Raw genomic sequence first — 25,027 nt, forward strand, 5'->3', positions numbered from 1 at the left:
ATCTCAAACGAATTATCCAAGCACTATCTCGCGATGAGTCGAGCTCTGGATCGAATCGCGTCAAATGCAATGAGGGACACATGAGCGCTCCACCGGAGCTCTGGAGTCATGGTCCAGCTCGTCAGTCCGTGAGTGATGACGAGGCCGCTCGGCCTGTTCGCGCAGCCGCGCGGCCCGCCGTCCGGCGCCCCGGGTCGCCTGGACCAGGAGCGCGGGAGTGGTGGAGCGGTAGGCGTTAACCAACCTTCGCACCGCGTTCTCCCACATCCGAACGTTGACGTGGACGTGGACGTGAACGTGGTCGTAAACGTGGTCGTGGTCGTCAACGATAGGCCGTGAACGACCACGACCACGTTTACGTTGACGTGAACGTTGGTTCGGTCACGGTTCGGGCGGGGTTCCGTCTCGCAGCGCGAGCTGCCCTCGCCGGCAGGTATCGATGGCGGACGCGAGGATGCGCATCGCCTCCTGCGGCGCGTGGAAGCCGGACGAGTTCTCCGCCTCGGCGAAGTCGACGAAGAACTGACATTTCCGCTGCGCCGCGCGCGGCCCCGCGAGCGCCTCTTCGGCCATCCCGGCCTCCTTCGCCCGGCGGATGTCGCTGATGAGCGCGGTCACGGCGTCCATCGCCCGGTTGCGCGCCTCGAAATGGCGCGACTGGATCGTCTCCACGCGCTGCCGGAGCTCGTCCTCGGGCCACTTGTGGCACGTCTGGCACGCGCGGTTCACGTTGAGGAGCGGGCTCTGCACGTGGTGATCGCTGATCTTCGTCGCGCCGACCCGCTGGTAGGGCATGTGGCAGTCGGCGCAGGCCACGCCGGAGCGCGCGTGGATGCCCTGATTCCACATCTCGAACTCCGGGTGCTGCGCCTTCAGCACCTTCGCGCCCGACTCCGCGTGCGTCCAGTCCGAGTGGCCGCTCTCCTCGTAATAGGCGTAGATCTCGTCGATCTTGAGGCCCTTCGCCCACGGGTACACGAGCCGCTTCTCCGGGCCCTTGAAGTAATACTCCACGTGGCACTGCCCGCAGACGTACGAGCGCATCTCCTGGCGCGTGGCCATCGTGTTGACGTCGTAATTGGCCTCACCCGTCGACGCCTTGAGCGCGCGGATCCCCTCGATGAACCCGGGCCGGGTCACCCGGAGCTGCATCGACTCGGGGTCGTGGCAATCGATGCACGAGACCGGGTGCGTCACCAGCTTGCGCGCCTCGGGGAAGGGCATCTGGTTCATCGCCTCCCACCCGCGCATCAGGTCGCCGCCGCCGAGCTTCTTGTACGGCACGTACACGGACGCATGGCAGTGAATGCAGGTGCCCGGCTGCTTCGCCGCGACCTGCCGCTCGGTGTACACCTGATCCTCGAGCATGTGGGCGTGCCCGCGCTCTTCCCGGAAGTCGCGCGCGAAGGCGTAGCCGGCCCACATCGTCTTCAGCCGACCGTCCTCCTCGAGCTTCGATTGCGCGACCACGCTGCGCGGATCGGCGTCCGTCGGCGTGCGCGGCACCGCCTCGCTCCCGCCGAAGCGCGTGCGCTTCTGGTCGACCGTGCGCCGGTAGCCGTCGTACTGGAGGGGGAAGTTCTTCCCCCAGACGGCCGGGTCGTCCATCGTGTCGTCAAGCTCGACGACCCGATAGAACGGGCTCTTCGCCTCCTGCTTGTGCTCGAAGATGTTCACAAGCAGCGCGGCGATCCCGGCGGTCGCCGCCGCCGCGGCGAGCGCCGCGAGCGGCAGGTAGCGCCAGCGCGCCGGCGGCTTGCCGGTGCGCTCGCTCTTCTGCGTGGATCCTTCGTCCTTCGGCTCCGTCATCGATTCCATCCCTCGTGCAGCGGGCGCCCCTCAGTGCAGGTGGCCCACCGATTCATGGCAGCGCACGCACGAGAGCCCCGCGGCGCCGTGGTGCTCGCTGTCGATCGCATCCACGACGTCGCCGTGACACCCGCGACAGGTCTCCTCCGTGATGCGTAAATTGCTGGGCTTGATCCGGATCGGGTCCGGGAAGCGGCCCGAGGTGAAGGCGAAGGAGTGCCAGAACCCGTTCGACGCCTTCGTGGCATATTTCCCCAGGAACGTGTGCGGCGCGTGACAGTCGTTGCACCCTGCCACCGCCCGGTGGCTGGAGCGCTGCCACCCGGCGAACTGCTCGTTCATGATGTGGCAGTTGGCGCACGCCGACGGATCGCTCCCCAGGTACGAGGCGCCCTTCGCATAAACGAAGGTGTACCCGCCGAGCCCGGCGGCCACGCCGAGCGCGGCGCAGAGCGCGAGGAGCAAGGCTCCTTTGGAGCCACGCCCGCCGCGCGCTCGCTCGCGCGCCGGCGGCTCCGGCGGTTCATCTCGCCGTTGCTCTTCCGTCATGGGATCTTGCTCGTGCGTCATCTATCGCCGGACCGGTTCATCGATTCTCGATCCTCGACCCGCCGCTTTGCAAGGCAGGTGCCGCTGCGTCTCGGCCGGAGCGGCGATCGACGGCCCGGCGGCGGGACCAGCCGACTCGGCGCGAAGGGCGACCGCGGGACGCCGCGGCGGGCCGGCGCACGCGGCCGCAAGGCGTGCGCAGCGGCGCAGATTCCGCGCTGGCGGGCGCTCCCTGCGGCCGCTGTTCCCGCCGCCGCCCGTCTGCGCTAGGGAGCTGGCCAGGAGACGTCACGTGACCCTCGACGAGCACGGGTTCCACCAGAAGACGCCGTTCACGCCGTACCAGCGGCGGCTGTTCTGGTTCCTGAGCGTGGCCTCGTTCTTCGAGGGCTACGACTTCCTCGCGCTCACGCAGATATTGCCCAACTTCGGCGCGCAGATGGGCCTCTTGCCCCGCCACGAGGGGCTGCTCGTCGGGGTCATCAACTCGGGCACGATGATCGCGTATCTCCTCGTGCGCAAGGCCGACCAGTGGGGCCGGCGGCGGGTGCTCTCGGTCACCATCGCGGGGTATACGATCTTCTCCGTGCTGACGGCGTTCGCGCCGAACGTCTATGTCTTTGCCGTCTTGCAGCTCCTCGCGCGCATCTTCCTCCTCGGGGAGTGGGCGGTCAGCATGGTGTACGCGGCCGAGGAGTACCCGAGCGATCGGCGCGGGATGGTGATCGGCGTCATCCAGGCGTTCTCGAGCCTGGGATCCATCGTGTGCGCGGGCGTCGTTCCGCTGCTCCTCGCGACGCCGTACGGGTGGCGCAGCGTGTACCTCGTCGGCGGCATCCCGCTCGTGCTCATCGCGGTCGCGCGGCGCGGCCTGCGCGAGACGGCGCGGTTCGAGCAGGTGGCGGCCGAGCGAAAGGGGGAGGGGACGCCGCCGTTCACGCGCATCCTGCGCACGCCGTACCGCAAGCGGATGCTGCAGCTCGCCTTGATCTGGGGGCTCACGTACGTTTGCACCCAGAACGCGGTGACGTTCTGGAAGACGTTCGCGCTCCGGGAGCGCGGGCTCAGCGACGGCGAGGTGGGCGGCAGCATCACGTTCGCCGCGCTCGTCTCGATGCCGCTCATCTTCGCCTCGGGCAAGCTGCTCGACGTGGTGGGCCGCCGCAAGGGCGCGGTGATCATCTATGCGCTGGCGGCGGCCGGCGTGCTCGGCGCTTACTCGCTGGGCTCGCGGGGCGCGCTCACGGCCGCGCTGGTCTTCGCCATCTTCGGCGCGAGCGGGGTGCTCCCCGTGCTGAACGCCTACATGACCGAGCTCTTCCCCACGCACCTCCGGAGCGACGCGATCGCCTGGTCGAACAACCTGCTCGGCCGGATCGGCTACATGCTCTCTCCGATCGCCGTCGGCTTCGCCGCGGAGGAGATCGGCTGGGGACCGGCGGTGTCCGCGACGGCGCTCTTCCCGCTGGTCGCGCTCGCGCTCATCTTGTGGCTCCTCCCGGAGACGCGCGGCAAGGAGCTCGAGGAGACGGCGCGGGTATAGCCCAGCTTCGTGCGTCAGAAATCCGGCCAAGGTTCGCCGAGACGCCACAAGACGCCAAGAAGAACACAACAATCCTGGCGTCTCGTGGCGCCCTGGCGGTTCCGGCATTCTGGCAGGGCGGGGCAGGTACCACACCACCGGGCGGTCGGGGCAAACGGGCGGGCCGACTGAAACGTGCTTGCTGTCGCGGGCTCACAGACTGCGGGCCAGCCCGGCTGGTGAGCGTGTCATGACGGAGCCCGCCCGCGGGGCTCGAGCGGTCGCCGCGGCGCCCGAGCGGTTCCGCACCAAGCAGCAGTTTTGGAGTTCCTGCGGTCTGGAGTTCGTCCTCAGTTAATTTGGTGGGAGCGCTGGGCTGGTCTAGATCCGCCCCGTCCGAACGATCCCGATCGGCCTGTACGGAAGAGCCCCACCAACGCGTCGTCGCGCGTCTGTGTGCGAGCTGCCGAGGTGCGTCCGGAATACAGACCGCCAAGACATTCAGGTCGCCCGCGTCGCCCCTATCGACGTCGCGCGCGAGAAGTCAGCGAACATGCAACCTTTCACGCTGCCCGACTTCTACATGCCGCATCCGGCGCGCCTCAATCCGCACCTCGAAGGCGCGCGCGCGCATACCAAGGCCTGGTCCTACGAGATGGGTATCCTGGAGGAGAACCCGCAGGAGAAGCCCATCTGGACCGAGCGCGACCTCGACGCGCACGACTACGCGCTGCTCTGCGCGTACACCCACCCCGACGCGCCCGCGCCCGAGCTCAATCTGATCACGGATTGGTATGTCTGGGTGTTCTTCTTCGACGACCATTTCCTCGAGATTTACAAGCGCACCAAGGACATGCGCGGCGCCAAGGCGTACCTCGACCGCCTGCCGCTCTTCATGCCCGTCGTGCCCACGGGGACGCCGCCGGAGCCGACGAACGTGGTCGAGCGCGCGCTCGCGGACCTCTGGGCGCGGACCGTCCCGCTCACATCGGTGCACTGGCGCGAGCGCTTCCTCGAGGCGACGAAGAACCTGATGCTCGAATGCATGTGGGAGCTCGCCAATATCCAGGAGAACCGCGTCGCGAACCCGGTCGAATACATCGAGATGCGCCGCAAGGTCGGCGGCGCGCCCTGGTCCGCGGGCCTCGTCGAGATCGCCGTGGGCGCCGAGGTCCCGGCCGCCGTCGCCGCGACGCGCCCCCTCGAGGTCCTGCGCGACACGTTCTCCGACGGCGTCCACCTGCGCAACGACCTGTTCTCGTACCAGCGCGAGGTCGAGGTCGAAGGGGAAAACGCCAACTGCGTGCTCGTCCTCGAGCGTTTCCTCGGCGTCCCCACGCAAAAGGCGGCCGATCTCACGAACGAGATCCTGACGTCGCGGCTCCAGCAATTCGAGAACACGGCGCTCGTCGAGGTGCCGGCGCTCTGCGTCGAGCACGGGCTGACGCCGGCTCAAGCCCTCGACGTCGCCAGGTACGTGAAGGGGCTGCAGGATTGGCAGTCTGGCGGCCACGAATGGCACATGCGGTCGAGCCGCTACATGAACGAAAACGCGGACAGATCCGCGGGCGTCCCCGATTTCCCCGGGGCGCCGACGGGGCTCGGCACCTCGGCGTTCCGGATCAGGCTCACGCCCGCCGCCCTGGGTTTGCAGCGGATCAAGACCCTCACCCACGCCCCGTTCCAGCCCGTGGGCAGGACGCCGCTCCCCAAGATTCACATGCCGTTCAAGCTCCGCTTGAGCCCGCATCTGGCCGCAGCGCGCCGGAACACCCTCGAGTGGGCCCGCAAGTTCGCGATGCTCGACGTGGTGCCGGGCGTCTTCGGGTCCGGGATCTGGGACGAGCGCAGCTTCATCGGCTTCGATTTCCCCATCTGCGCCGCGGGCATTCACCCGGACGCGTCCCCGCACGAGCTCGACCTGAGCTCGGCTTGGCTGACGTGGGGGACGTACGGCGACGACTATTTCCCGCGCGTGTTCGGCGCGACGCGGGACATGGCGGGCGCGAAGCGGTTCAACGCCCGGCTCTCGATGTTCATGCCCCTCGACTGCGCGGGCGCCCCGGTGCCCGAGAACCCGGTGGAGAGCAGCCTGCTGGATCTCTGGATCCGCACGGCCTCCCCCATGTCGATGAATTCGCGGCAATCGCTCCGCCGCAGCGTCGAGACCATGACCGGGAGCTGGCTCTGGGAGCTCCTGAACCAGACCCAGAACCGGATCCCGGATCCGGTCGATTACGTCGAGATGCGCCGCAAGACGTTCGGCGCCGATCTCACGATGAGCCTGTCCAAGCTCACGCTGGGCGATGTGGTCCCGGCCGCGGTCTTCCGCACGCGGACGATGCGAGGGCTCGACAACACAACGGCCGACGTGGGCGGGTGGATCAACGATCTCTATTCGTACCGCAAGGAGATCGAGTTCGAGGGCGAGCTCAGCAATTTCGTGCTGGTCGCCGAGCGGTTCCTCGAATGCGACGCGCAGCGGGCCAAGGAGGTCGTCAATGACCTGCTCACGGCGCGGGTGCTGGAGTTCGAGCACATCGTCGCGACCGAGCTGCCCCGCATCCTCGACGAGTTCGACCTCGACAAGGCGGCCCGCGAGGCCGTGCTCGGATACGTCGAGAAGCAGCGATCGTACATGGCTGGCGTCCTCCACTGGCACGTCGTGACGAGCCGGTACGTGGACGCGGAGCTCGAGCGCCGCCCGATCGAACGGGCGATCGAGGGCGCGCGTGGGTTTGGCGCCTCTGCGGCGCGTATCAGCAGCTTCTTCGGCGCCGGAAGAGCCGGCGCCGCGGCTCCTGCTGCGAAGGCGGATCTTTCGATGGGTACGGCGCGGTCCGTGCCGGTGAAGCAGGGGCGGCCCTAGCCGTCCGGGAAAGAGGGACTCATGTCTATCACAGGTAATCTGGGTTCGATCGATCAGCACCAGACCAGCCTCGCGACGGCGGCCGCGAGGCAGCTCGCGACGACGACCAAGTCGGCGCCGCAGATGCAGGGCATCTCGTCGCGGTGGCTGGTCAAGCTCCTGCCGTGGGTGCACGTCAACGGCGTGTACCGCGTGAACCGCCGCCTGAGCTATGCGGTGGGCGACGGGCGGGTGACGTTCACGAACACCGGCGCGAAGATCCAGGTCATCCCGCAGGAGCTCTGCGAGCTGCCGCTCCTCCGCGGTTACGAGGACCTCGAGGTCCTCACCGCGCTGGCGAACCGCTTCGTGCAGCGTGAATACAAGCCCGGCGACGTCATCACCGAGCGCGGCAAGGAGGCCGATCACATCTGCCTCATCGCGCACGGCAAGGTCAACAAGATCGGCGCGGGCAAGTACGGCGATGAGACGGTGCTCGCGGTCCTCGCGGACGGCGACCATTACAGCTACCAGGCGCTCCTGGAGGCGCAGGATTACTGGACGTTCACGGCCAAGGCCGTCACGACGGTCACGGTGCTGACGCTCCAGCAGAACGCCTTCGAGGAGCTCGTCGCCCAGCACCCATCGCTGAAGAAGCACCTCGACAACTTCAAGGCGCTCGCCGCGAAGAAGCAGGACAACACGGGCGAGGCGGCGATCGAGATCGCGGCGGGCCACTCCGGCGAGCCCGTCCTTCCCGGCACGTTCGTCGATTACGAGACCTCGCCCCGCGAGTACGAGCTCAGCGTGGCGCAGACCGTGCTCCACATCCACACGCGCGTCGCGGATCTGTTCAACGAGCCGATGAACCAGACGGAGCAGCAGCTGCGCCTGACCATCGAGGCTTTGAAGGAGACCCAGGAGCACGAGCTCATCAACAACCGCGAGTTCGGCCTCCTGCACAACGCCGACCTGAAGCAGCGCATCCACACCCACAGCGGGCCCCCGACGCCGGACGACATGGACGAGCTCCTCGCCACGGTCTGGAGGGAGCCGTCGTTCTTCCTCGCGCCCCCGCGCGCCATCGCGGCGTTCGGCCAGGAGTGCAGCCGGGTCGGCGTCTATCCGCAGAGCATCGAGGTGAACGGCCACCGCGTCCCGGCGTGGCGCGGCGTACCGATCTTCCCGTGCAACAAGATCCCGGTCTCGGAGACGCGGACGACCTCGATCCTGCTCGTGCGCGCGGGCGAGAAGAACCAGGGCGTCATCGGCCTGCACCACGCCGGCATTCCGGACGAGGTCGAGCCGAGCCTCAACGTGCGCTTCATGGGGATCAACGACAAGGCCATCATGTCGTACCTCGTCAGCCTCTATTACTCGACGGCCGTGCTGGTCCCCGACGCGCTCGGCGTCCTGGAGAGCGTCGAGATCGGACGCGCCCACGAATGAGCCCCGAGCGGTAGGCGCTCCGCGTGTGCCCCGTGCAAACGCCGGGGATACGCGGAGCGCTCTGCTCTCCGAAGCCCGCAGAAGGAAAGGTACATCATGGCAAACGCCGAACACCCTGGGATCGGGAACGATGGTGAGCGTTCGAGCCTCGGGACGCTGGGGGCGCGAAGGCTCGCGACGACGACCAAGTCGCATCCGCAGATGCAGGGGATCACGTCCCGGTGGCTCCTGCGGGTCTTGCCCTGGATCGAGGTCACGGGCGGCACGTATCGCGTGAACCGCCGCCTGAGTTATGCCGTCGGCGACGGGCGGTTGAGCTTCGGCAACGTCGGGGCGAAGGTGCAGGTGATCCCGCAGGAGCTCTGCGAATTGCCGCTCTTGCAAGGCTTCTCGGACGACGCCGTGCTCGACACCCTGGCGAGCCGGTTCGTCCAGCGAGAGTACAAGCCCGGCGCGCTGATCGCCGAGCGCGGAAGGCCAGCGGAGACGATCTTCCTGCTCGCGCACGGAAAGGCCCAGAAGCTCGGCGCAGGCAAGTACGGCGCCGACACGATCCTCGACGTCCTCGCGGATGGGGACCATTTCGGGGATCAGTCCGTCATCGAATCGAACGACGTGTGGACCTATTCGGTCAGGGCCGTCACGCCGTGCATCGTGCTCGAGCTCCCGCAGCGCGCCTTCGAGGAGCTGATCTCGCGATCCCCTGCGCTGCACGCGCACGTCGAGTCGCTCAAGGAGCGGCTGAAGAAGCCGCAGGACAAGCTCGGACAGGCGGCGATCGCCCTCGCCGCCGGTCACAAGGGCGAGCGCGCGCTCCCGAGGACGTTCGTCGATTATGAGACCGCGCCGCGTGAATACGAGCTCAGCGTCGCGCAGACGGTCCTCCGGCTCCACACGCGCGTCTCGGATCTCTTCAATGATCCGATGGATCAGCTCCAGGAGCAGCTCCGCCTGACCGTCCAGGCCCTGCGCGAGCGGCAGGAGCACGAGCTCATCAACAACCGTGACTTCGGCCTCCTGCACAACGCCGACCTGAAGCAGCGCCTCCATCCCCGGAGCGGCCCCCCGACGCCCGACGACATGGACGAGATCCTCTGCCGGCGCCGCAAGTCGCAGTTTTTCCTGGCGCACCCACGCACGATCGCCGCCTTCCACCGGGAGTGCAGTCGCCGGGGCATCTACCCGACCACCGTCGAGCTCTCCGGCACGCAGGTCGCGGCGTGGCGCGGCGTCCCGATCCTGCCTTGCGACAAGATCCCGATCAACGAGGACAAAACGAGCTCCATTCTCGTCATGCGCACGGGGCAGGAGCATCAGGGCGTCATTGGCCTCCACCGCACGGGCCTCCCCGAGGAGATCGAGCCCGGCGTCTCGGCCCGCAGGATGGAGACCGACGGGAAGGCCATTACCTCGTACCTCGTGAGCACCTATTACTCCGCCGCGGTGCTGGTGCCGGACGCTCTCGGCGTCCTTGAGAACGTCCAGATCGGGCGGTAGCCTCGGCGGCCTCGATGACGCTGCATCTCGACCTGCTCCTCCACAACCTCGTCGCGCTGTGCATCGCGATCGTGGTGCTCCTGCTCCTCTCGGAGCTCGTGGTCAGGCTGATCCATCGGGGCTACGCCTTCGTCTTGCGCTCGCCGACGCTGGAGCACGTCACGGCCGACGAGCGTAAGTCGTTCCGGCGTCGCGTCCGTCGCCGCGCGCTCGTCTGGGTCGCGCTCGTCGGGGTCGTGCTCATGGGCGGCGCGGCGTTCGCCATGGTTCGCGGAATTCGCGCCCTCGACGTGGTGAAGAGCGCGCTCGTCGGGCTCGCCGGAGATGATCCCGCGATCGCCAGGATGCGGTTGCTCACCGCGCTCGGGATCGCCGTCGGCGCGCTCTTCGTCGACGCCCTCGCCCGGGGGCTCGCCGACGCGCTGGGAAAGGCGGTCGCGCGCTCGGACTGGCTGGAGAAGCGGCGCGTGCCGGTCGCAGAGGTCACGAACCGCCTGCGCAAGGCGCTCCGCGTGGTTGTCCTCGGCGCCGGCGCGGTCCTCCTCGCCGAGAAGCTCGCGCTCGCGCCGGGGACCCAGCGCGCCGTATTGCTCGCCAGCTACACGCTGGGCGCGTTTTACGTGAGCCGCCTCGCGACGGGGATCGGATACCTCCTCCTCGACGTCCTCTTCGACAACTCCACGAGGCTCGCCCGCCTCGAGAGCCCGCTCAGGTACCTCGGGAACCTGTCGCACCTGCTCGGGATCACGAAGCGCGTCGTCGATTATTGCGTGTACATCACGGCGGCGACGTGGGTCGCCGACGCGCTCACGCCCGACACGTGGCTCTCGCAGGCGGGGCGGGTCGGGCTCCGGATCATCGCGATCGTTTATGCGAGCAGGGTCCTCGTCGAGATCTGCGTGCTCCTCATCAACGACCTTTTCCTCGGGAAGGTGGCTGAGGAGAACCCCCAGACGCTCCAGCAACGAAAGACCCTGGTCCCTGTGGCCATGGGCTTCGTGCGGTACGCGATTTACTTCTCGGCTCTCGTGATGGGTCTGCGCGAGGCTTCCATCGATCCCACGCCGCTGCTTGCCGGCGCCGGCGTCATCGGCGTGGCCATCGGCTTCGGCGCGCAGACGTTCGTGGGAGACATCGTGGCCGGCTTCTTCATCCTCTTCGAGAACCTGCTCCTCGTCGGGGATCTCGTGGAGATCGGCGGCATCCAGGGGCGCGTGGAGGAGATCGGCGTTCGTATCACGAAGATCCGCGACGACATCGGCGTGCTCCATTCGATCCCGAATGGCGAGGTGCGCAAGGTCGCGAACCATTCGCGATCCTACGTGAACGCGGTGGTCGACGTGCACGTGCCTTACGAGGAGGACGTGCAGCGGGTGCGTGAGCTCCTCGCGAGGGTCGCCGAAAAGGAGGTCGAGCTGCAGACGGGCGCTCCGGGGCAGGTGGACGTCGGCGTGGAGGAGCTCAACGAGGGATCGATCGTCCTGCGGATCAGCGCGCGCGTGCCACCCGGCAAGAACAAGGAAGTGAACGATGCGCTGCGCGGCCGCGTCGTCGAGGAGCTTTGCAAAGCTCAGGTCAGCGCGCCGCGCCCGCGTCGAGCCGTCCTCATCGACAGCCAGCTCTCCGTCAAGAACCCGCCCAGGCGAGAGATCGAGGAATCCGCGCCCGTCATGCCTTTCTCGCCCACGAACGACGACTGACGAGCGGTTCGTCTCGCGGCCGTGCTCAGGCCCCGACAGCGCGGGGTGCGCCGCGCCCTCGATCTGCTCCCGCCGTGCGAGGAGCACGAAATCGGCGGGAACAGGAGCCAATCAACGGAGGTCGAGGGCGTCCCTTCGTCCATCGAGGAGCTCGAATGGACCTTGCCAGATCTCTTGTCCGCCCGGGAACGTGGCTCGTTGCCGCCTTCCTGGCGTCGTCCGTGGCCGCGTGCTCGGGCGCCGATCCCACCGCTCCAGGGCAATCGCCGCCCGACGACACGGAGCTTTCGCCCGAGCTTCCGTCCGAGCCCGAGCCGCCGCCAGGCGCGCCGATCGACGTCCAGCGCTACGAGGTGACGGGAGAGTTCGACTGGAGCCGAGGGCGGCTTGTCGCGACGGTCGCGATGACGCTCCTGCCAGGCGACGACGGCCTGCGCTCGCTGCGCCTCGACAGCGCGGTCGCCGAGGTCAAGGCGGTCCGGCTGGCCGGGGGCGCGGACCTGCCTTTTGCCGTAGACGCCGAGCTCCGGGCGCTCCGCGTCGACGTCTCGCGCGTGCCTGGCATGGCGGCGGACCAGGCGATCACGCTGGAGATCGACTACGAGGCCGCCGAGAGCGGCGCGCTCCACGCGATCCCCGCCCGCCGGGGGGACCCTGCCGCGTCGCGCGCTGTCTACACGCTCTCGGAGCCGCTCGACGCCGCGCTCTGGATGCCGTGCCACAACACGCCCGAGGACCGCGCCGTCTTCTCCATCGACCTCGGGATGGGCGCACAGGAGACGATGATCGCGAACGGCACGCTCGTCTCCGACGAGCAGGGCGCGTCCGGCCGCCGCATGAAGTACGCGACGGACTACACGGTGCCCATCTACCTCATGGCCTTCGCGATCGGCGACTTCGAGGTCGAGGGCACGATGAAGGGGAGCCTCCCCGTCTCCGTCTGGCACCGGCGCGGCGTCCCGGGCGATTACGACCGTCTGCTCGACGAGGTGGTCCGCTCGATCGGCCTCTTCGAGGAGCTGCTCGTGCCGTATCCCTTCGAGAAGTACGCGCTGGTGCTCGTACCGGAGTACGGCGGCGGCCTCGAGAACCTCGGCATCACCTTCCAGGGGGAGTCCCGGAGCACCGCTCCGACCAGCTCCGGCGACCTGAGGCTCACGATCCACGAGCTCGGCCACCAGTGGTTTGGAGATCTCGTGACCGTCAAGACCTGGGACGATCTGTGGATCAAGGAGGGCATGGCGACGTTGCTCGCAGAGGAGGGCGCGCGCCTCTACCTGGATGAGAGCGGCGAGGGGACGCTGAACGGCGACTCCTTCGCGGCCGTCGTGGACTCCCTCATCGTGGATCCGGACCGCGGTCCCGACGAGAAGTACACGAGCGGACCTTACGGCCGCGCCGCGTGGCTGCTCACCCAGATCCGGAGCCTCATCGGGGAGGAGCCTTTCTGGGGCACGCTGCGCGACGTCCTCAACGACCACCGCTTCGGCGCCATCGGCACGGACGAGTTCCTCGGCGCCTTCGCGCGGCACCTCGGCCCCGACGCGACCGCCCGCGCGCGGCGGGCGCTCCGGGCCAGCGCGCTCCCGTACCTCCATGTCGGGCGGTCGCCCACCGGCGGCATGCTCGTGACGCTGCGCGATCCGGACGGCGCGCTCGTCGCGCCGCTCGAGCTCCTCTGGATCGCGGACGACGGCGCGACGCGCTCGCAGGTGCTCGAGCTCGATCAGGCCGTGGACGTCGCCCCGCAGCGGGAGGGCGAGCTGCTGATCTTCGATCCGCTCGACCGCCACATCCCCTGGTTCTACCTTGTCGACTCCGACCTGGATCCGGAGGGCCACGCGGCGCGCTTCTCCTCGTTTCGCCTTCCCACGAGCCCCTCGCAGGTCGCGAACTTCCTCGAGGCCGGCGGCGTCCACCAGACGGCCGCGCTCCATGTCGGCTTGCCGGAGACCCTGGCCCCGGGCGCGTTCGCGGCCTTCCTCGACGGTCTCGACGCCGAGGACGCCAAGGGCACGGCGGTCGCGGCGGCGTGCGCCAGGGCCGCGGATCCGGCGCTGGATCCAGCGCTGCGCGCGGCGTGGTCGAGCGCGCTCGCGCCGCTGCTCGCGGGGCCGCCCTTCGCGCGCTGGATCGAGTTCACGCCGTGGCTGGAGTACGGGGCGTGCGGCGAGGTCGTCGACGCGCTGGCGCTCTACGCGGACGAGTGGTCGGCGCTCGCGGCGGGGCCACCGGCCGGCGACCTCTCCGACGCGCAGCTGCTGTTCCTGTACAACTTCGAGCTGCCGCTCGAGACGGTGGTATCGGCGTGGGGGAACGTCGCCCGGCAGTCCAGCTCGCTGCGCGCGCGCTCGCTCGCCATGACGAGGATCCGCCTCGACATCGATCGCGCTCGGCCGGAGCACGTCCCGGCCCTCCGCGCCTTCTTCGCCGAGGTCGTCGCGTCCACGGAGGTGGTTGATCCCCTGTTCCAGGCGCTCGACGGGCTGAGTCGCACGAAGGCGCCCACCGCGACGGAGAACGCGGAGGCCCTGGCCGCCCTGAGCCAGCAGCTGCGCGCGGCGTCGACGACGCCGCTCGACGGTTTTGCGGTGTGCGTCGCCCGCGAGCTGACCCAGGGCGACGCCGCGGCGTGGAGCGAGTTTGTCGGGGGCCTCGACGGCGTGGAGCTCTCCGCCGAGGCCGCCGCGATGCTCGCGGACCCGTCCAGCTGCTGAGGACGACGCCGCGCCTCGACCCATCCGACACGTCACCTGCAGGCGCCGGGGCCCGCCGGCGCCGCGCGGCCGTGCGTCCCGCGATGGCCGTGGCCACATGGCGCGGCTCCTCGGGGCCATGGACAATGAGCGCATGCCTCCCGGCGCTCCCGCGTCCGCCTCCCCGCGCCCCGGCGCGATCACCGACGTCGCCGGCATCGAGGTCGGCCATTTCACCGACAGCCGTCGCCCCACGGGCTGCACCGTGGTGCTCACGCGCGAGGGCGCCGTCGCCGGCGCGGACGTGCGCGGCGCCGCGCCGGGCACGCGCGAGACCGACGTGCTCTCGCCGTCCAACGTGGTCGAGCGCGTGCACGGCGTCTTGCTGGCCGGCGGCAGCGCCTGGGGCCTGGACGCGGCCGGCGGCGTGATGCGCTGGCTGGACGAGCGCGGCGTGGGCATGACCGTCGGCCCCGCCCGGGTGCCCATCGTGCCCGGCGCCGTGCTGTTCGACCTGGCGCTGGGCGACCAGCGTATCCGCCCCGACGCCGCCGCTGGCTACGCCGCCTGCGAGGCCGCGTCGAACACGCCGCCCGCCGAAGGCAACGTGGGGGCCGGGGCCGGCGCCGTGGTCGGCAAGATCTTCGGCTTCCACCGCGCGATGAAGGGCGGCATCGGCGGCGCCTCCGTCACCGTCGGCGGCGTGACCGTGGGCGCCATCGTCGCCTGCAACGCGCTGGGCGACGTCGTCGATCCGGAGACGGGCCAGGTGCTCGCCGGCGCGCGCACGGAGCGCGGCACGCGCCTGCTGGACACGCGGCGCGCGCTGCTGCGGGGCGACATGCCCAGGCCCATGCTCGCGGGCAGCAACACGACCATCGGCGTGATCGCCACCGACGCCGTGCTCACCAAGAGCCAGGCCTGCCGCCTCGCCACCGTGGGGCACGACGGCCTGGCGCGCGCGATCAACCCGCTGCACACGCTCTCCGACGGAGATGCCCTCTTCGCGCTGGGCACGGGTGCATCCGGCGCGACGCTCGGCATGATGACTCTGTGCGTCATGGCGGCCGAGGTCTGCACGCTGGCCGTGGTGCGCGCCATCCGCGCGGCGCAGGGCGTGACGCTCGGCGCTGCGTACCTGCCGGCGGCGGGGGACCTGGGATGACGCCTGTCGCCGTGGGCGATCCTCTCATCACCCGAGGCGACCGCGAGCTTCATCGCGAGCCACGCCTGACGATCAGCTGAAGCGCGCCCGGATCGGCGCCGGGCTCTCGCAGATCGGGCACGCGTCCGCGCGCTCGGCGATCTTGCCGCAGTCCTTGCAGTCGACGCGATAGCCGTGGAAGCCGGGGTCGTGCAGCTCGACGCTCGTCTGTGCCCTGTCCGCGCGCTTTCCCTCGTATTTCACGCGCATGGGCACGAACGCGATATAACGCACCTCGATGTGCTCGCACCGCGAGCACCGCTCCGGCACCGCGTACGCGTTGGTCGTCGTGAGCCCGCGCGCGAGGCCGCCTTCGGCGTGGCACCTCGGGCAGCGGTCGTCGGTGAACACGAGGTGCTGGCACGCGCCGCACGTGATCTCGTACAGCCCGTCGACGAACATCTCGCCCTTGTAGACCCACTTGACCGGCCCGACGGGCTCGCCCTCCATGAGCGGCACGAGCCCGTCGACATACGAGCGCAGGTTGAGCTTCTGTCCCCCGCACGCGGGACACCCCGCCTCGACCATCTCGGCAAACGCACGTTCGGAGAGCCTGCTCATGGTCGTCGCCTTCTACCACGCCTCGGCGGCGGGAGGACCGAAATGGCGGGGCCGCGCCGGGGCGGCGCCCTTATGGGCCCTGGCGCGTCGCGCTGGAGGGGACAGCCTCCACACCTGGAGGCCGCGGCCTCCAGGGCATGACATCCGAGCGGGGCCCGGACCCTTCCTGCAGGCACCCGGGATCACGCGAAGCCGGCGCTCGCTCCACACACAAGCGCTGCGAACTCGGGGGTATGCCGCCCAGCGTGTGGCCTCCGGCGGCGCCGCGCTGGGCCGCCCAGCCGCGCCTTCAGCGCGTGGCCTGACGATTGCAATCGCATTGAGCCGTCGGTCGCACGGTCGGTCAGGCGATTCCCACCATGACGTCGAGGGATGGGAAGAGCGCCTGCCCAGCATCGATATCGCGCTCGCGTGAGACGAGCGCGCAGGCCTGCCGGCGCGGAGGCGCGGAGGCCGCGCGCGCCGTCGAGGGGGCGAGGGCGCCCCGACACGAACCGAACCCGAGGTGAACCATGTCGTCGGTCTCCATCAAAACAACGATGATCTTCATTCTCATCGGCGCGGCCGCGGGCTGCGCCGTGCCCGCCGAGAAGGACGCGCCGGAGGAAACGGCTGTCGAGTCGCAGGCCATCGAGTGCAGCAAGGAGTGCATCCTGGCGATGGTGAACAGGCAGCTCTCGCTGATGGGCGAGTTCGGGAACGAGGAGGAGTTCACGCGGGCGCTCCGGGAGCTCGTGGCCATCGGCCCGGCGGCCGTCCCCGTGGTCGCCGAGGTCTACAAGGCGTGGTCGGTGTCGTTCCCGCCGGACAAGGCCGAATCGGCGAGGCCTGGCGAGATGCGCTGGCGGGCGGCTCACCTCCTTGGCCTGCTCGGCTCGCGCGACGGCATCAAGCCGCTGAACGAGATCGCCACGACGAAGCTCCCCGACCCCGAGGCCGACGAGCAGCTCTTCGCGGATGAATACCGCGTTCGCCTGCGCGCGATCGCCGGGCTCGAGGCGCTCGGCGCCGCGGAGGAGCTGAAGGCCATCTACTCCGCGGGCGATCTCCTGCGCAACCCGGCGGCGGCGAGCCTCTACGCCCTCGGGATCGACGTCGGTGGGATCCAGCTGATCGACGCGCGCAAGGCGCTCGCGGAGGACGTCGCCGACGTCAAGGATTACAACCCGAACAACGGTCGACCGGCGCAGCCGGAGAAGCCCGGATCGCGGGTATTCAAGGTGGCTCCTCGGACCGACACGCCTGTCATCACTCGTTGAGGGATCGAACATGAAAAGCACGATCAGCGCCGTTCTTGCGTCTTGTTTGCTCCTCGGCGTCGCCTCCGAGGCCCGCGCCGACACCTGCGACACCGTGCGGGGGACCGATCCCGGGGTCATGACGAGCTTCTGGTGCACGCAGCCGTGGATCGACTTCTACTGGGATGCGTACGACTTCGACAAGGGGGACTGGGACAACGGCTTCGGCTGGGAGGCCGCGTGCGACCGGAGGCGGCCGCTGGCGCGCACGTTCCAGGCGATCCAGCTGCTCAACTATGCGTCGCCGAACGAGGCGCTCAAGACGAACGACTTCAACGGCAACATCCTGCGCTGGGGCGGCAACTACACCATTCGTGAGTTCGACGAGCTCGACGCGCGGTGCGGGGACGGGTCGAAGCGGGCGTACACGACCTGGGGCGGGTTCGACGACTATACGGAGCTCTACATCCCGTTCTTCTACAACGAGAACGTCGTGGAGCGCGCCGGGACGCTGATCCACGAGGCGCGCCACGCGGACTGGTGCGGCCACAGCGGCAACGACGGCAGCAACAAGTGCCCTGCGAAGAGCGAGTCGTGCGACGAGAAGTACCTGGATGGGTGCTCCGGGATCGGGTCGCCCAGCGGGCGGGGCGCGGCCGGCTACCAGGTCCTGTGGCTGTGGTGGTACGCTTTCGAGGCCGACGCGCAGCACAGCTCGTCGACGATGAAGGCCTTCGCGAGGGACGAGGCGAACCGGATCCTGAACACGATGTTCGACGTCAACCCCTGCTTCAACATCACGAGCAATGGCAGCAAGATCATCACGTGTTAGGCGGCTTGTGCTCGGCAGCCTCCTGTGGGGCGCGCTGTGCCTCGCGGGGTGCGCGGGGCACCCCGGCTCGGACATCCCGCCGGCGCCCTGGGCGCAGCTCGAGGTGAACCGCGGCGCAGGCGAGGAGACCGTCGTCTGGATCGAGCTGAGCGGCACGTTCGAGGGGCACAAGGGGACGACGGCGCTCCGCGGAGAGCTCAGCGCCGAGCAGATCTCGGGTCTTCGAGGGCTGTTCCGGGACGAGCGGCTCGCGATCTACCGGAGCGACGCGCTGCCCGCCGACGGCAGCGTCGACCTCGCGGGCACCGCCGAGCGGCCGATCTTCCGCGTCGTGGTGCGTGAGGAGAGCGACGCGATCCGGGCGGGCTCGGAGAAGCTTTCGGCGTATTTCGCCGAGGGGGCGCAGCGCGCCGAGACGACCGAGATGCTGCGGGAGGTCAAGGCGATCATCGCCGCAGCGGCGCCGGTCCCCTAGCTCCACCCACCAGGCGTCCTGCCGGGGATCTGTCCCGCGAGCGAAGTGAGATTTGACGCAAAGACGCCAAGGGCGCAAAGGCGCAAAAACGAACGAAATATTTCTCTTTTGCGACTTTGCGACTTTGCGTCTTTGCGTTGAACTCTCTCTCCGGATCCCAGGCAGGATTGCCGGCACGCGGAGCTACAGCGTGCCGGGCCTGCGTCACTCCTCCCGGATCAGCGCCTCGATCGCCTCGAACACGCGCGGCACGACAGGCAGGCTCGGATCGGTGTACGCCTCGGTCTGCGACGCGTTCGACAGCGTCGCCTCCTTGAGCGTGTGGCTCATTCCCTCGACGATGACGAGCGTCGCGTCCGGCCGCGCGCCGGCGAGCCGCTCCGCGTCCTCGACCTTGGTCTGGAGATCGGTGGTCCCTTGCAGGAGGAGGATCGGCGCCGTCACGGCCGCGAGCTCCACCGCGGGGTCGTGCTTCATCCAGGAGATGACGAACGGCTGCACGCTCGGCCGAAACAGGCTCACGAACACCTGACTTTGCGGGATGTCCGTGACGAGCTCCCCGGCCTCGAGCTGGTCGAGGATCGCGTTTGCCCTCTCGCGATCCTCGTCCGGGAGGCCTTCGAGCTGATCGCGCAGGACATCGCCGATGGGCCGGCCCGCGCCGGCGATCGAGACGAACCCGTCGATCTCGGTCTCCCGGGCGACCAGCATACCGAGCAGCGAGCCCTCGCTGTGCCCCACCACCGTGATCGTCGCGAAGCGCCCGTCCGCCCGGAGCTTCTTCACCCACAGGCCGGCGTCGTCGGCGCCCATCTCGAAGAGCAGCTCCTGCTCCGTCCGGGGGGCCGCGGAGACGCTCGCGCCGATGCCGGCCTTGTCGTAGCGAACCGACGCGATGCCCCTGTCCCGGAGCCCTTCCGCGAGGAGCCTGTACGTGTCCGGCTCGATGCCCGCGGCGAACTGATTGCCGTCCCGGTCGGTCGGCCCCGAGCCGGGGATGATCACGACCGCAGGGAACGGCCCGCACCCGGCCGGCACCACCAGCGTGCCAACCAGCGTGCCTCGCGCGTTCTCGACCGTGGTCCTGGCGCTGACCGCCGCCGGACACCCCGGCGCGTCCGGCGTTGTCGGCGTCTCCGTGTCAGGCACGTCCGTGTCGTCAGGGAGCGCGCCGCTCCCGCCAGCGGACGACGCGCGCTCTCCGGCGCCGCAGCCCGCGCAGAGGGGCGACAACGCGAGCGCGGCGGCGCACGAGACGGCGAGCGCGGCGCGGCGCGCCGGGACCACGAGAACCGATCGCAATGACATGACGAGCCCTCCGAGGATGAGAGAGAGGTGCAGGGCCGCCCGGGGCGCACCGGTGCGCCCTCGCGGTCGCGCGAGCACCGCAGCGCGCGCCGCGCGAGCGGGGCGGCGCGCCGGGGAGATCGATGGCTCAGCCGAGGTGCGCGAGCGCGACCTTCGAGAGGATCTCCGACAGGAGCACGAGGCCGATGAACCCCGCGATCAGAGGCGCGCCCCGCAGGCCAGAGGCGTTCCTGAAGCCCCGAACGAGGAGCGTCAAGGACCACACGAGACACACCGTCCCGAGGACGGCGATGACGGCCAGCTCGATGGTGAACGCGGGCGCGCCCGCCGGCAGCCGCGGGGCGAGCAGGCCGAGCGCGACGGCGGCGAGCGCGAGCGGCGCGCGCGACAGCCCGATCACACCGAGAAAGTCGATGAGCCGCACACGGCGCCGCAGGAGCCGCGCATACGTCCAGAAGAGCAGGGCGGGCAAAGGCCACGCGACGACCTGCTCGAGGAGCGCCGTCCGGTACGGGATGACGGCAGGCGCCGCGTGCAGGTCGAGGAAGCCGTCGAAGCGAACGCCGAGCCTCGTGACGGCGACGCTCAGCGCGGCGACGGCGAGCCCCGCCGCGGCGGCGAGCCCCCCGCCGAAGCGCTCGAATGGATCCAGCGCGAGCCGCCATCCGCACAGGGGAGGCCGCGGCGACATCGTGGCGAGCAGCCGCTCGCCTTCCGCGGGCTTGATGACGTTGTCGCGCACGAGCGCGCGCACTCTCTCGTCGGGCGTGGTCATCATCATAATCCCACCTTGCGCAGAGCCTCCTCGGCCTCCTTCGCGGAGAGCCTCCCCTTCTCGAGCGCATCCAGGATCTCGTGCCGGCGCCGCGCGACGCCCTGCTCCAGCGCGTCGAGCCGGCCAATGATCTCGTCGAGGCGATTTCGCACCGTCGGATAGCTGATCTGAAGGACCTGAGCCATCGCCTTCAGGCTGCCTGAAGAGCGCACGAACGCGGTCACGAAGGCGAGATCGTCCGGCGACAGCTGGAGCAGCGCGGGGATCTCGAACTGACCGTCCAGGTGGGTTCCGCAGCTCTGGCAGCCGAGCCGCGTCGCGCGCAGCTCCCCATCACAGCTAGGGCATCGGACGACAAATCTTGCCACGGGATGAGTGGATTATCCTCACCGAGGTCAATATTGTCAATGTCGAGATGATGAAAATTGATCCGAAAATCAATTTTGTTTAAGAGCCGCCCTCGTCATGCGTTCGGCGCGGCTTCGGCCCGCCCGGGGCGCTGCGGCTCGCGCCGCTCGCGACGGCTCAGCGCCGCTCGCGACGCCGCGCGGACGCGAGTGCCGCGATGAGGCCGAGGCCGGCGAGGGCCATGGGCGCGGGGGCCGCGGGCGAGCCGGCGGCGCGGCAGCTGCAGCCGCCGTCGTCGCCCTCGGCCGCCTCCACCTCGTCCGTGCCGCCGGTCCCCGCGCCGGTGGAGCCGGCGCCGGAAGCGGCGGAGGAGGAGCTCGAGGCGCTGGGGCCGGGCGCCACGTCGCCGCCCGCGCCGTCGCTGCCGCCTGTGGCGTCGCCGCCGGCGGTCCCGGTGCCCCCGCTCCCGCCGGAGCCGTCCGCGCCGCCGGCGCCGCCTTCACCGCCGGAGCCGCCCGCGCCACCGGCGCCGCCTTCCCCGGAGGAGGGCAGCGCGGGGCGGACGTCCTCGAGGGTGTCCCCCTCCACGGCGTCATCGAGGACGATGACGGGGCTGTCCGTGAACTCGGACGGGTTGCGCAGCAGGCCGATCTGCGTGAAGTGCGCGTTGTTGTCGGCGAGCGTCTGCGCCTTCCCGCCGGTGACGACCTGCTTGCCGTCGAACCACACGTCGACGGAGCCCTGGTTCGGGTTCGTCGACCAGCGGATGTGCAGGGCGATGCGGTGCCACACGCCGGGCGTCACCGCGCCGTTCGCCTCCCAGTGCACCTTGTTGTCGGGCTTGCGGGTGGCGAAGCTGATGCGCTGTCCGACGACCTCGAACGACATCATCTGGTTATAGCTATTTTCGGACTCCCAGTATCCGATCTGCGTCGGCGGGTCGGCCGCGAGCGCCTCGGGGAGATAGAAGCTCCAGGCGAAGTAGGTCTGGGCGCCCTCGGCCGTGCGCCCGGCGGCCGGCTTGTGGTTCAGCTCGACGCGCTTGATGCCGTTCGACCACCTCGCGTCGTTGGTGAGCTGGACCTTCCCGGCCCTCGTGCCCTGGAGGACAGGCGACGTCACCACGGAGATGTGCTCGCCGTTCAGGGTCGTGTTCCACTGGTTCAGATTGCCCGTCTCGAAGTCTCCGGTCCAGACCGGCGCCGCGGAGGCGCCCGCGGTGAGCGTCGTCGCCAGCGCGGCCGCGGCCAGGGTGGAGAGCGCGCGGCCAGGTCGCCGCGCGAGGAGCGCTCGGGAGGGGGCGAGCAGGGATCGATGTGCGGTAAGGAGATCGGTAGAAGTCATGGCGGGATTCGACGCGTTTTCCGGCCGGCAGTCAACCGAGAAGCCGCGCGTCGCCGCCGACGCGGCGCGGCTCCTCGGTCTCTCCAGCGCGTCCTCCAGCGCGTCGCGCGCGCCCTCCAGCGCGTCGCGCGCGCGGCCGTCATCGCTTCAGGCGGAGAGCTCGATCCAGAGCGCCCGAGTCTCGCGCGACCGGAGGTGGATGAGGCGCTCTCCGGTGTTGAGGGCGTCGCCGGGGCAGGTCCAGGGCTCGAGGCAGACGAAGTCCTTGCCCTCCAAGGTCCACACGACCCAGTGGGTGAACTCGGGCGAGCCGCGGACGGCGATGCGCACCCCCGCGGCGCCCTCGATCGAGAGCGCGCTCTCGGTGGAGCCGTGGTCGAGCAGGTGGAGGTCGACCTCGGGCCGGGTCAGGTCGAAGCCGGAGAACGGCGCTTCCCGCTTCGTTGTGTTGTCGAACGCGCGCGTCGCCCGCGTCTCGATCGAGGCGCGGGCCTTGTCCGCCTGGGAGACGGCGAAGTAGGGGTGAAACCCGGCGCCGAACGGCATCGGCGGCGCGCCGTCGCCGGTCTCGTTGGTGATGCGCAGATCGATGCGGAGCGCCCTGCCGCGCAGCGTGTACGTGAACTCGGCGCGGAAATCCCAGGGGTACTGCGCGCGCGTCGCCTCGCTCGACCGGAGGACGAGGCGCGCGTACGCGCCGCCCGACTCGAGGGTGCCATGGTCGTCGAGCGACCACGGCAGGGTGCGGGCGAAGCCGTGCTGGCGCATCTGGCCCGCCGCGCCGGCGGCGGACCAGGCGTCGCCGGCGAGCTTGCCGGGCGAGGGGAAGAGCACCGGGTTTCCGCCGCGCACGTTGGCGGTGCGATCGTCGAACGTGCCGCGATCGAGGTAGAGCAGCGCGCGGCCGCCGACGGTCAGCTCGGTCAGGATGCCGCCGCGGGCCGGGGCCAGCACCGCGCGGCTCGCGGCGTCGCTGTCGGCGAGCTCGATGGTGGGAATCGCGCCTTCGACTTCCTTCACGCTGAACATGACTCCTCCGGTCTCTTCAGTTGCTTTGCAGCCACGCGAGCAGCCCGACGACCAGCGCGAGCGCCGCGATGGGCAGCGCGATCCACCCGAGGACGGTCGCCCAGCCGCGGCGGAGGGAGCGGCCGCCGCGATCCTCGCACGCGAGGCAGATCGCCCAGACGCGCGCGCCGCCCTCGGTGAGCACGCAGCAGTCGCCGCACACGGGCGCGCCGCAGCGCGCGCACGGCCCCGCCGCCTCGGCGCCGCAGCGCGTGCAGCGCGCGACGGCCCCGCCGCCGCCGTCGTGGAAGATCAGGCCGCCGGACATGGGGCCGCGCCCTCCGGCGGCGGAGACGAGCGCGTCGATGACCGCGGGCGCGCGCGAACGGGGGGCTCCTCGTGGACGGGCACGGACGTCTCCTCCGCCGCGATTCTGCAAGCTTTGTGGGCTCGAGACAACGCTCGCGGCCTGCGGCCTACCGGGAACCTGGTAAGATCGCGCCGAGGAAGCCCATGCCGTACGCCAGCGAGACCTCGCTCGTCCCGCTCCCGCCGCCCGGAGAGGACGAACTCCCCCACGACGACGGTGAGCCCATGGAGAGCGATCGCCACCGCAAACAAATGCTGCTGCTGATCGAGTCGCTGGACCTCTCCTGGAAGGATCGCGACGACGTTTACGTCAGCGGCAACATGGCGATCTATTTCAGCGAGCTCCAGACCAGGAAGAACGACTTCCGTGGGCCGGACGTCTTCGTGGTGCTCGACACGGTACGCCGAGACAGGAAGTCCTGGGTCGTATGGCAAGAGAACGGCAAGACGCCGGATGTGGTGATCGAGCTCCTCTCGGAGAGCACGGAGTCGATCGGCCGCGGCGAGAAGATGCGCATCTATGCGAAGGCGCTGCGCGTGCCGGAGTACTTTCTGTTCGATCCGATGAAGAACACCCTGGAAGGATATCTGCTCGACATCGCCTCTCGCGCGTACGAGCCGATGGCCTTGAACGCGGAGGGTGAGCTGGCAAGCCAGCAGCTCGGTCTGCGCCTCGGCGTGCGGGATGGCTTGTACCTGGGCAGCAAAGGGAGATGGCTCCGGTGGCTCGACGCCGAGGGACGCGTGCTTCCGACGGCGGAGGAGCAGGCCCGAGCGGCGGAGGAGCGGTCCCTGGCGCTCGCGGAGAAGCTTGCAGCTTACGAGAAGCGCTTCGGACCGCTCACGTGAGGTCCACTCACGCGACGTCGCTCCGATCGGGCGGCTTCGGCGATCACGCGGGGCCTCGCTGAGGGCAGCCCGCTGCCGCCCTCAGCGCAGGCCGGGGAGGGGCAGGCCCGGGAGCGAGTTGCCGATCGCCGTGACGAGCTGCTCGTGCGTGATCGTCCCCGCCAGGCGGAACGGCACATCCACGTTGAGCGTCTCTCCGCCGATCGCGACGGTGCCGCTCACCTGGTACGGGATACCGCGGCTCTGCGCCGCCAGCGCCGCGATGCTCGTGAGGTCCTGCCACTTCACCGAGATCGGCGCCTCGATCCGGGTCCACTTCTTCGCGGGCAGCTCGAGCGGCGTGAGCGCGGTGACCGTGCCGACGTCGTACTTGCCGTCGAGCAGCACGCTCGCCTTCATCGAGCGCGTCGAGAGATCGATGCTGTTCGGGTTGTACGCCTGGATCTGGACCCGCAGATCGATGCCCTGAACGGTGACGGCGGTCACCGTCGCGAGCTCGGGCTTGAGCGTCGGCGGCTCGGGGCGCGAGCACGCGACAAGGGCGACGGCGGCGGCGAGGAGAGGCGATCGCACGGCGGGAGATGTGGCGCGGATCTCCATGGAGCTCAACGGAAATCGGGCGCGCCGCCGGGCCTCGTCCGCGTCC

The 25,027-nt window shown here is 69.7% G+C and carries 21 protein-coding genes; 11 read left to right on the forward strand and 10 right to left on the reverse strand.

Features of this window, described 5'->3' with window-relative positions; all coding sequences use genetic code 11:
• Nucleotides 1–381 precede the first annotated feature (381 nt).
• Nucleotides 382–1,809, reverse strand: a complete 1,428-nt coding sequence (locus tag WME97_RS07595) for an ammonia-forming cytochrome c nitrite reductase subunit c552 (RefSeq protein WP_437550691.1) — start codon at nucleotides 1,807–1,809, stop codon at nucleotides 382–384.
• A 30-nt stretch (nucleotides 1,810–1,839) separates the two neighbouring features.
• A complete protein-coding gene (gene nrfH, locus WME97_RS07600) occupies nucleotides 1,840–2,358 on the reverse strand; it encodes a cytochrome c nitrite reductase small subunit (protein WP_437550693.1) in 519 nt (172 codons plus the stop codon).
• Nucleotides 2,359–2,650: 292 nt separating this feature from the next.
• Here nrfH and WME97_RS07605 point away from each other — a divergent pair, with 292 nt between their 5' ends.
• The 7 genes from WME97_RS07605 (at nucleotide 2,651) to WME97_RS07635 (ending at nucleotide 15,235) form a co-directional block, all read left to right on the forward strand.
• Nucleotides 2,651–3,901 (forward strand): MFS transporter, encoded by a 1,251-nt coding sequence (locus WME97_RS07605; RefSeq protein WP_437550695.1) that lies wholly within the window; start codon nucleotides 2,651–2,653, stop codon nucleotides 3,899–3,901.
• Nucleotides 3,902–4,433: 532 nt separating this feature from the next.
• Nucleotides 4,434–6,749, forward strand: coding sequence for a family 2 encapsulin nanocompartment cargo protein terpene cyclase (locus tag WME97_RS07610; RefSeq protein WP_437550696.1), 2,316 nt, complete (start codon nucleotides 4,434–4,436; stop codon nucleotides 6,747–6,749).
• 21 nt (nucleotides 6,750–6,770) lie between these two features.
• Nucleotides 6,771–8,177 (forward strand): family 2B encapsulin nanocompartment shell protein, encoded by a 1,407-nt coding sequence (locus WME97_RS07615; protein ID WP_437550698.1) that lies wholly within the window; start codon nucleotides 6,771–6,773, stop codon nucleotides 8,175–8,177.
• 96 nt (nucleotides 8,178–8,273) lie between these two features.
• Nucleotides 8,274–9,674, forward strand: coding sequence for a family 2B encapsulin nanocompartment shell protein (locus WME97_RS07620; RefSeq protein ID WP_437550700.1), 1,401 nt, complete (start codon nucleotides 8,274–8,276; stop codon nucleotides 9,672–9,674).
• A 14-nt stretch (nucleotides 9,675–9,688) separates the two neighbouring features.
• The gene (locus tag WME97_RS07625; protein ID WP_437550702.1) at nucleotides 9,689–11,374 is read left to right on the forward strand and encodes a mechanosensitive ion channel family protein; all 1,686 of its coding nucleotides are present in this window, start codon (nucleotides 9,689–9,691) and stop codon (nucleotides 11,372–11,374) included.
• Between the two features lie 155 nt (nucleotides 11,375–11,529).
• Nucleotides 11,530–14,091: a M1 family metallopeptidase gene (locus tag WME97_RS07630; RefSeq protein WP_437550704.1), complete on the forward strand. Its 2,562-nt coding sequence runs from the start codon at nucleotides 11,530–11,532 to the stop codon at nucleotides 14,089–14,091.
• Nucleotides 14,092–14,224: 133 nt separating this feature from the next.
• Nucleotides 14,225–15,235: a P1 family peptidase gene (locus WME97_RS07635; RefSeq protein ID WP_437550706.1), complete on the forward strand. Its 1,011-nt coding sequence runs from the start codon at nucleotides 14,225–14,227 to the stop codon at nucleotides 15,233–15,235.
• A gap of 72 nt (nucleotides 15,236–15,307) precedes the next feature.
• Here the strand turns inward: WME97_RS07635 and WME97_RS07640 are convergent, their stop codons facing one another.
• Nucleotides 15,308–15,835, reverse strand: coding sequence for a hypothetical protein (locus WME97_RS07640; RefSeq protein ID WP_012234081.1), 528 nt, complete (start codon nucleotides 15,833–15,835; stop codon nucleotides 15,308–15,310).
• 512 nt (nucleotides 15,836–16,347) lie between these two features.
• On the opposite strand from WME97_RS07640, the gene WME97_RS07645 reads away from it, so the two are divergent.
• The 3 genes from WME97_RS07645 to WME97_RS07655 are packed head-to-tail and all read left to right on the forward strand — an operon-like array spanning nucleotide 16,348 to nucleotide 18,380.
• Nucleotides 16,348–17,094: a hypothetical protein gene (locus tag WME97_RS07645; RefSeq protein WP_437550708.1), complete on the forward strand. Its 747-nt coding sequence runs from the start codon at nucleotides 16,348–16,350 to the stop codon at nucleotides 17,092–17,094.
• A gap of 10 nt (nucleotides 17,095–17,104) precedes the next feature.
• The gene (locus WME97_RS07650) at nucleotides 17,105–17,905 is read left to right on the forward strand and encodes a hypothetical protein (protein ID WP_437550710.1); all 801 of its coding nucleotides are present in this window, start codon (nucleotides 17,105–17,107) and stop codon (nucleotides 17,903–17,905) included.
• A gap of 7 nt (nucleotides 17,906–17,912) precedes the next feature.
• Complete coding sequence (locus WME97_RS07655) at nucleotides 17,913–18,380, forward strand: hypothetical protein (RefSeq protein ID WP_437550712.1); 468 nt, start codon at nucleotides 17,913–17,915, stop codon at nucleotides 18,378–18,380.
• 204 nt (nucleotides 18,381–18,584) lie between these two features.
• Here the strand turns inward: WME97_RS07655 and WME97_RS07660 are convergent, their stop codons facing one another.
• The 6 genes from WME97_RS07660 to WME97_RS07685 all read right to left on the reverse strand — a co-directional run bounded on the left by WME97_RS07660 (nucleotide 18,585) and on the right by WME97_RS07685 (nucleotide 23,491).
• Complete coding sequence (locus tag WME97_RS07660; protein WP_437550714.1) at nucleotides 18,585–19,688, reverse strand: alpha/beta hydrolase; 1,104 nt, start codon at nucleotides 19,686–19,688, stop codon at nucleotides 18,585–18,587.
• A 127-nt stretch (nucleotides 19,689–19,815) separates the two neighbouring features.
• Nucleotides 19,816–20,469 (reverse strand): YIP1 family protein, encoded by a 654-nt coding sequence (locus WME97_RS07665; protein WP_437550716.1) that lies wholly within the window; start codon nucleotides 20,467–20,469, stop codon nucleotides 19,816–19,818.
• Nucleotides 20,466–20,831: a DUF2089 domain-containing protein gene (locus tag WME97_RS07670; protein ID WP_437550717.1), complete on the reverse strand. Its 366-nt coding sequence runs from the start codon at nucleotides 20,829–20,831 to the stop codon at nucleotides 20,466–20,468. Before WME97_RS07670 ends, WME97_RS07665 begins: the two co-directional genes overlap by 4 nt.
• A gap of 157 nt (nucleotides 20,832–20,988) precedes the next feature.
• A complete protein-coding gene (locus WME97_RS07675) occupies nucleotides 20,989–22,155 on the reverse strand; it encodes a polysaccharide lyase (protein ID WP_437550719.1) in 1,167 nt (388 codons plus the stop codon).
• Between the two features lie 147 nt (nucleotides 22,156–22,302).
• Nucleotides 22,303–23,184, reverse strand: coding sequence for a galactose mutarotase (locus WME97_RS07680; protein WP_437550721.1), 882 nt, complete (start codon nucleotides 23,182–23,184; stop codon nucleotides 22,303–22,305).
• Between the two features lie 16 nt (nucleotides 23,185–23,200).
• Nucleotides 23,201–23,491, reverse strand: coding sequence for a hypothetical protein (locus WME97_RS07685; protein WP_437550722.1), 291 nt, complete (start codon nucleotides 23,489–23,491; stop codon nucleotides 23,201–23,203).
• 185 nt (nucleotides 23,492–23,676) lie between these two features.
• On the opposite strand from WME97_RS07685, the gene WME97_RS07690 reads away from it, so the two are divergent.
• A complete protein-coding gene (locus WME97_RS07690; protein WP_437550724.1) occupies nucleotides 23,677–24,381 on the forward strand; it encodes a Uma2 family endonuclease in 705 nt (234 codons plus the stop codon).
• Nucleotides 24,382–24,462: 81 nt separating this feature from the next.
• Here WME97_RS07690 and WME97_RS07695 read toward each other — a convergent pair whose 3' ends face one another.
• Nucleotides 24,463–24,954: an LEA type 2 family protein gene (locus WME97_RS07695; RefSeq protein ID WP_437550726.1), complete on the reverse strand. Its 492-nt coding sequence runs from the start codon at nucleotides 24,952–24,954 to the stop codon at nucleotides 24,463–24,465.
• Nucleotides 24,955–25,027: the final 73 nt, after the last annotated feature.

The sequence above is a fragment of the Sorangium sp. So ce367 genome, from assembly GCF_051520455.1.
GTDB classification, from domain to species: domain Bacteria; phylum Myxococcota_A; class Polyangia; order Polyangiales; family Polyangiaceae; genus Sorangium; species Sorangium cellulosum_B.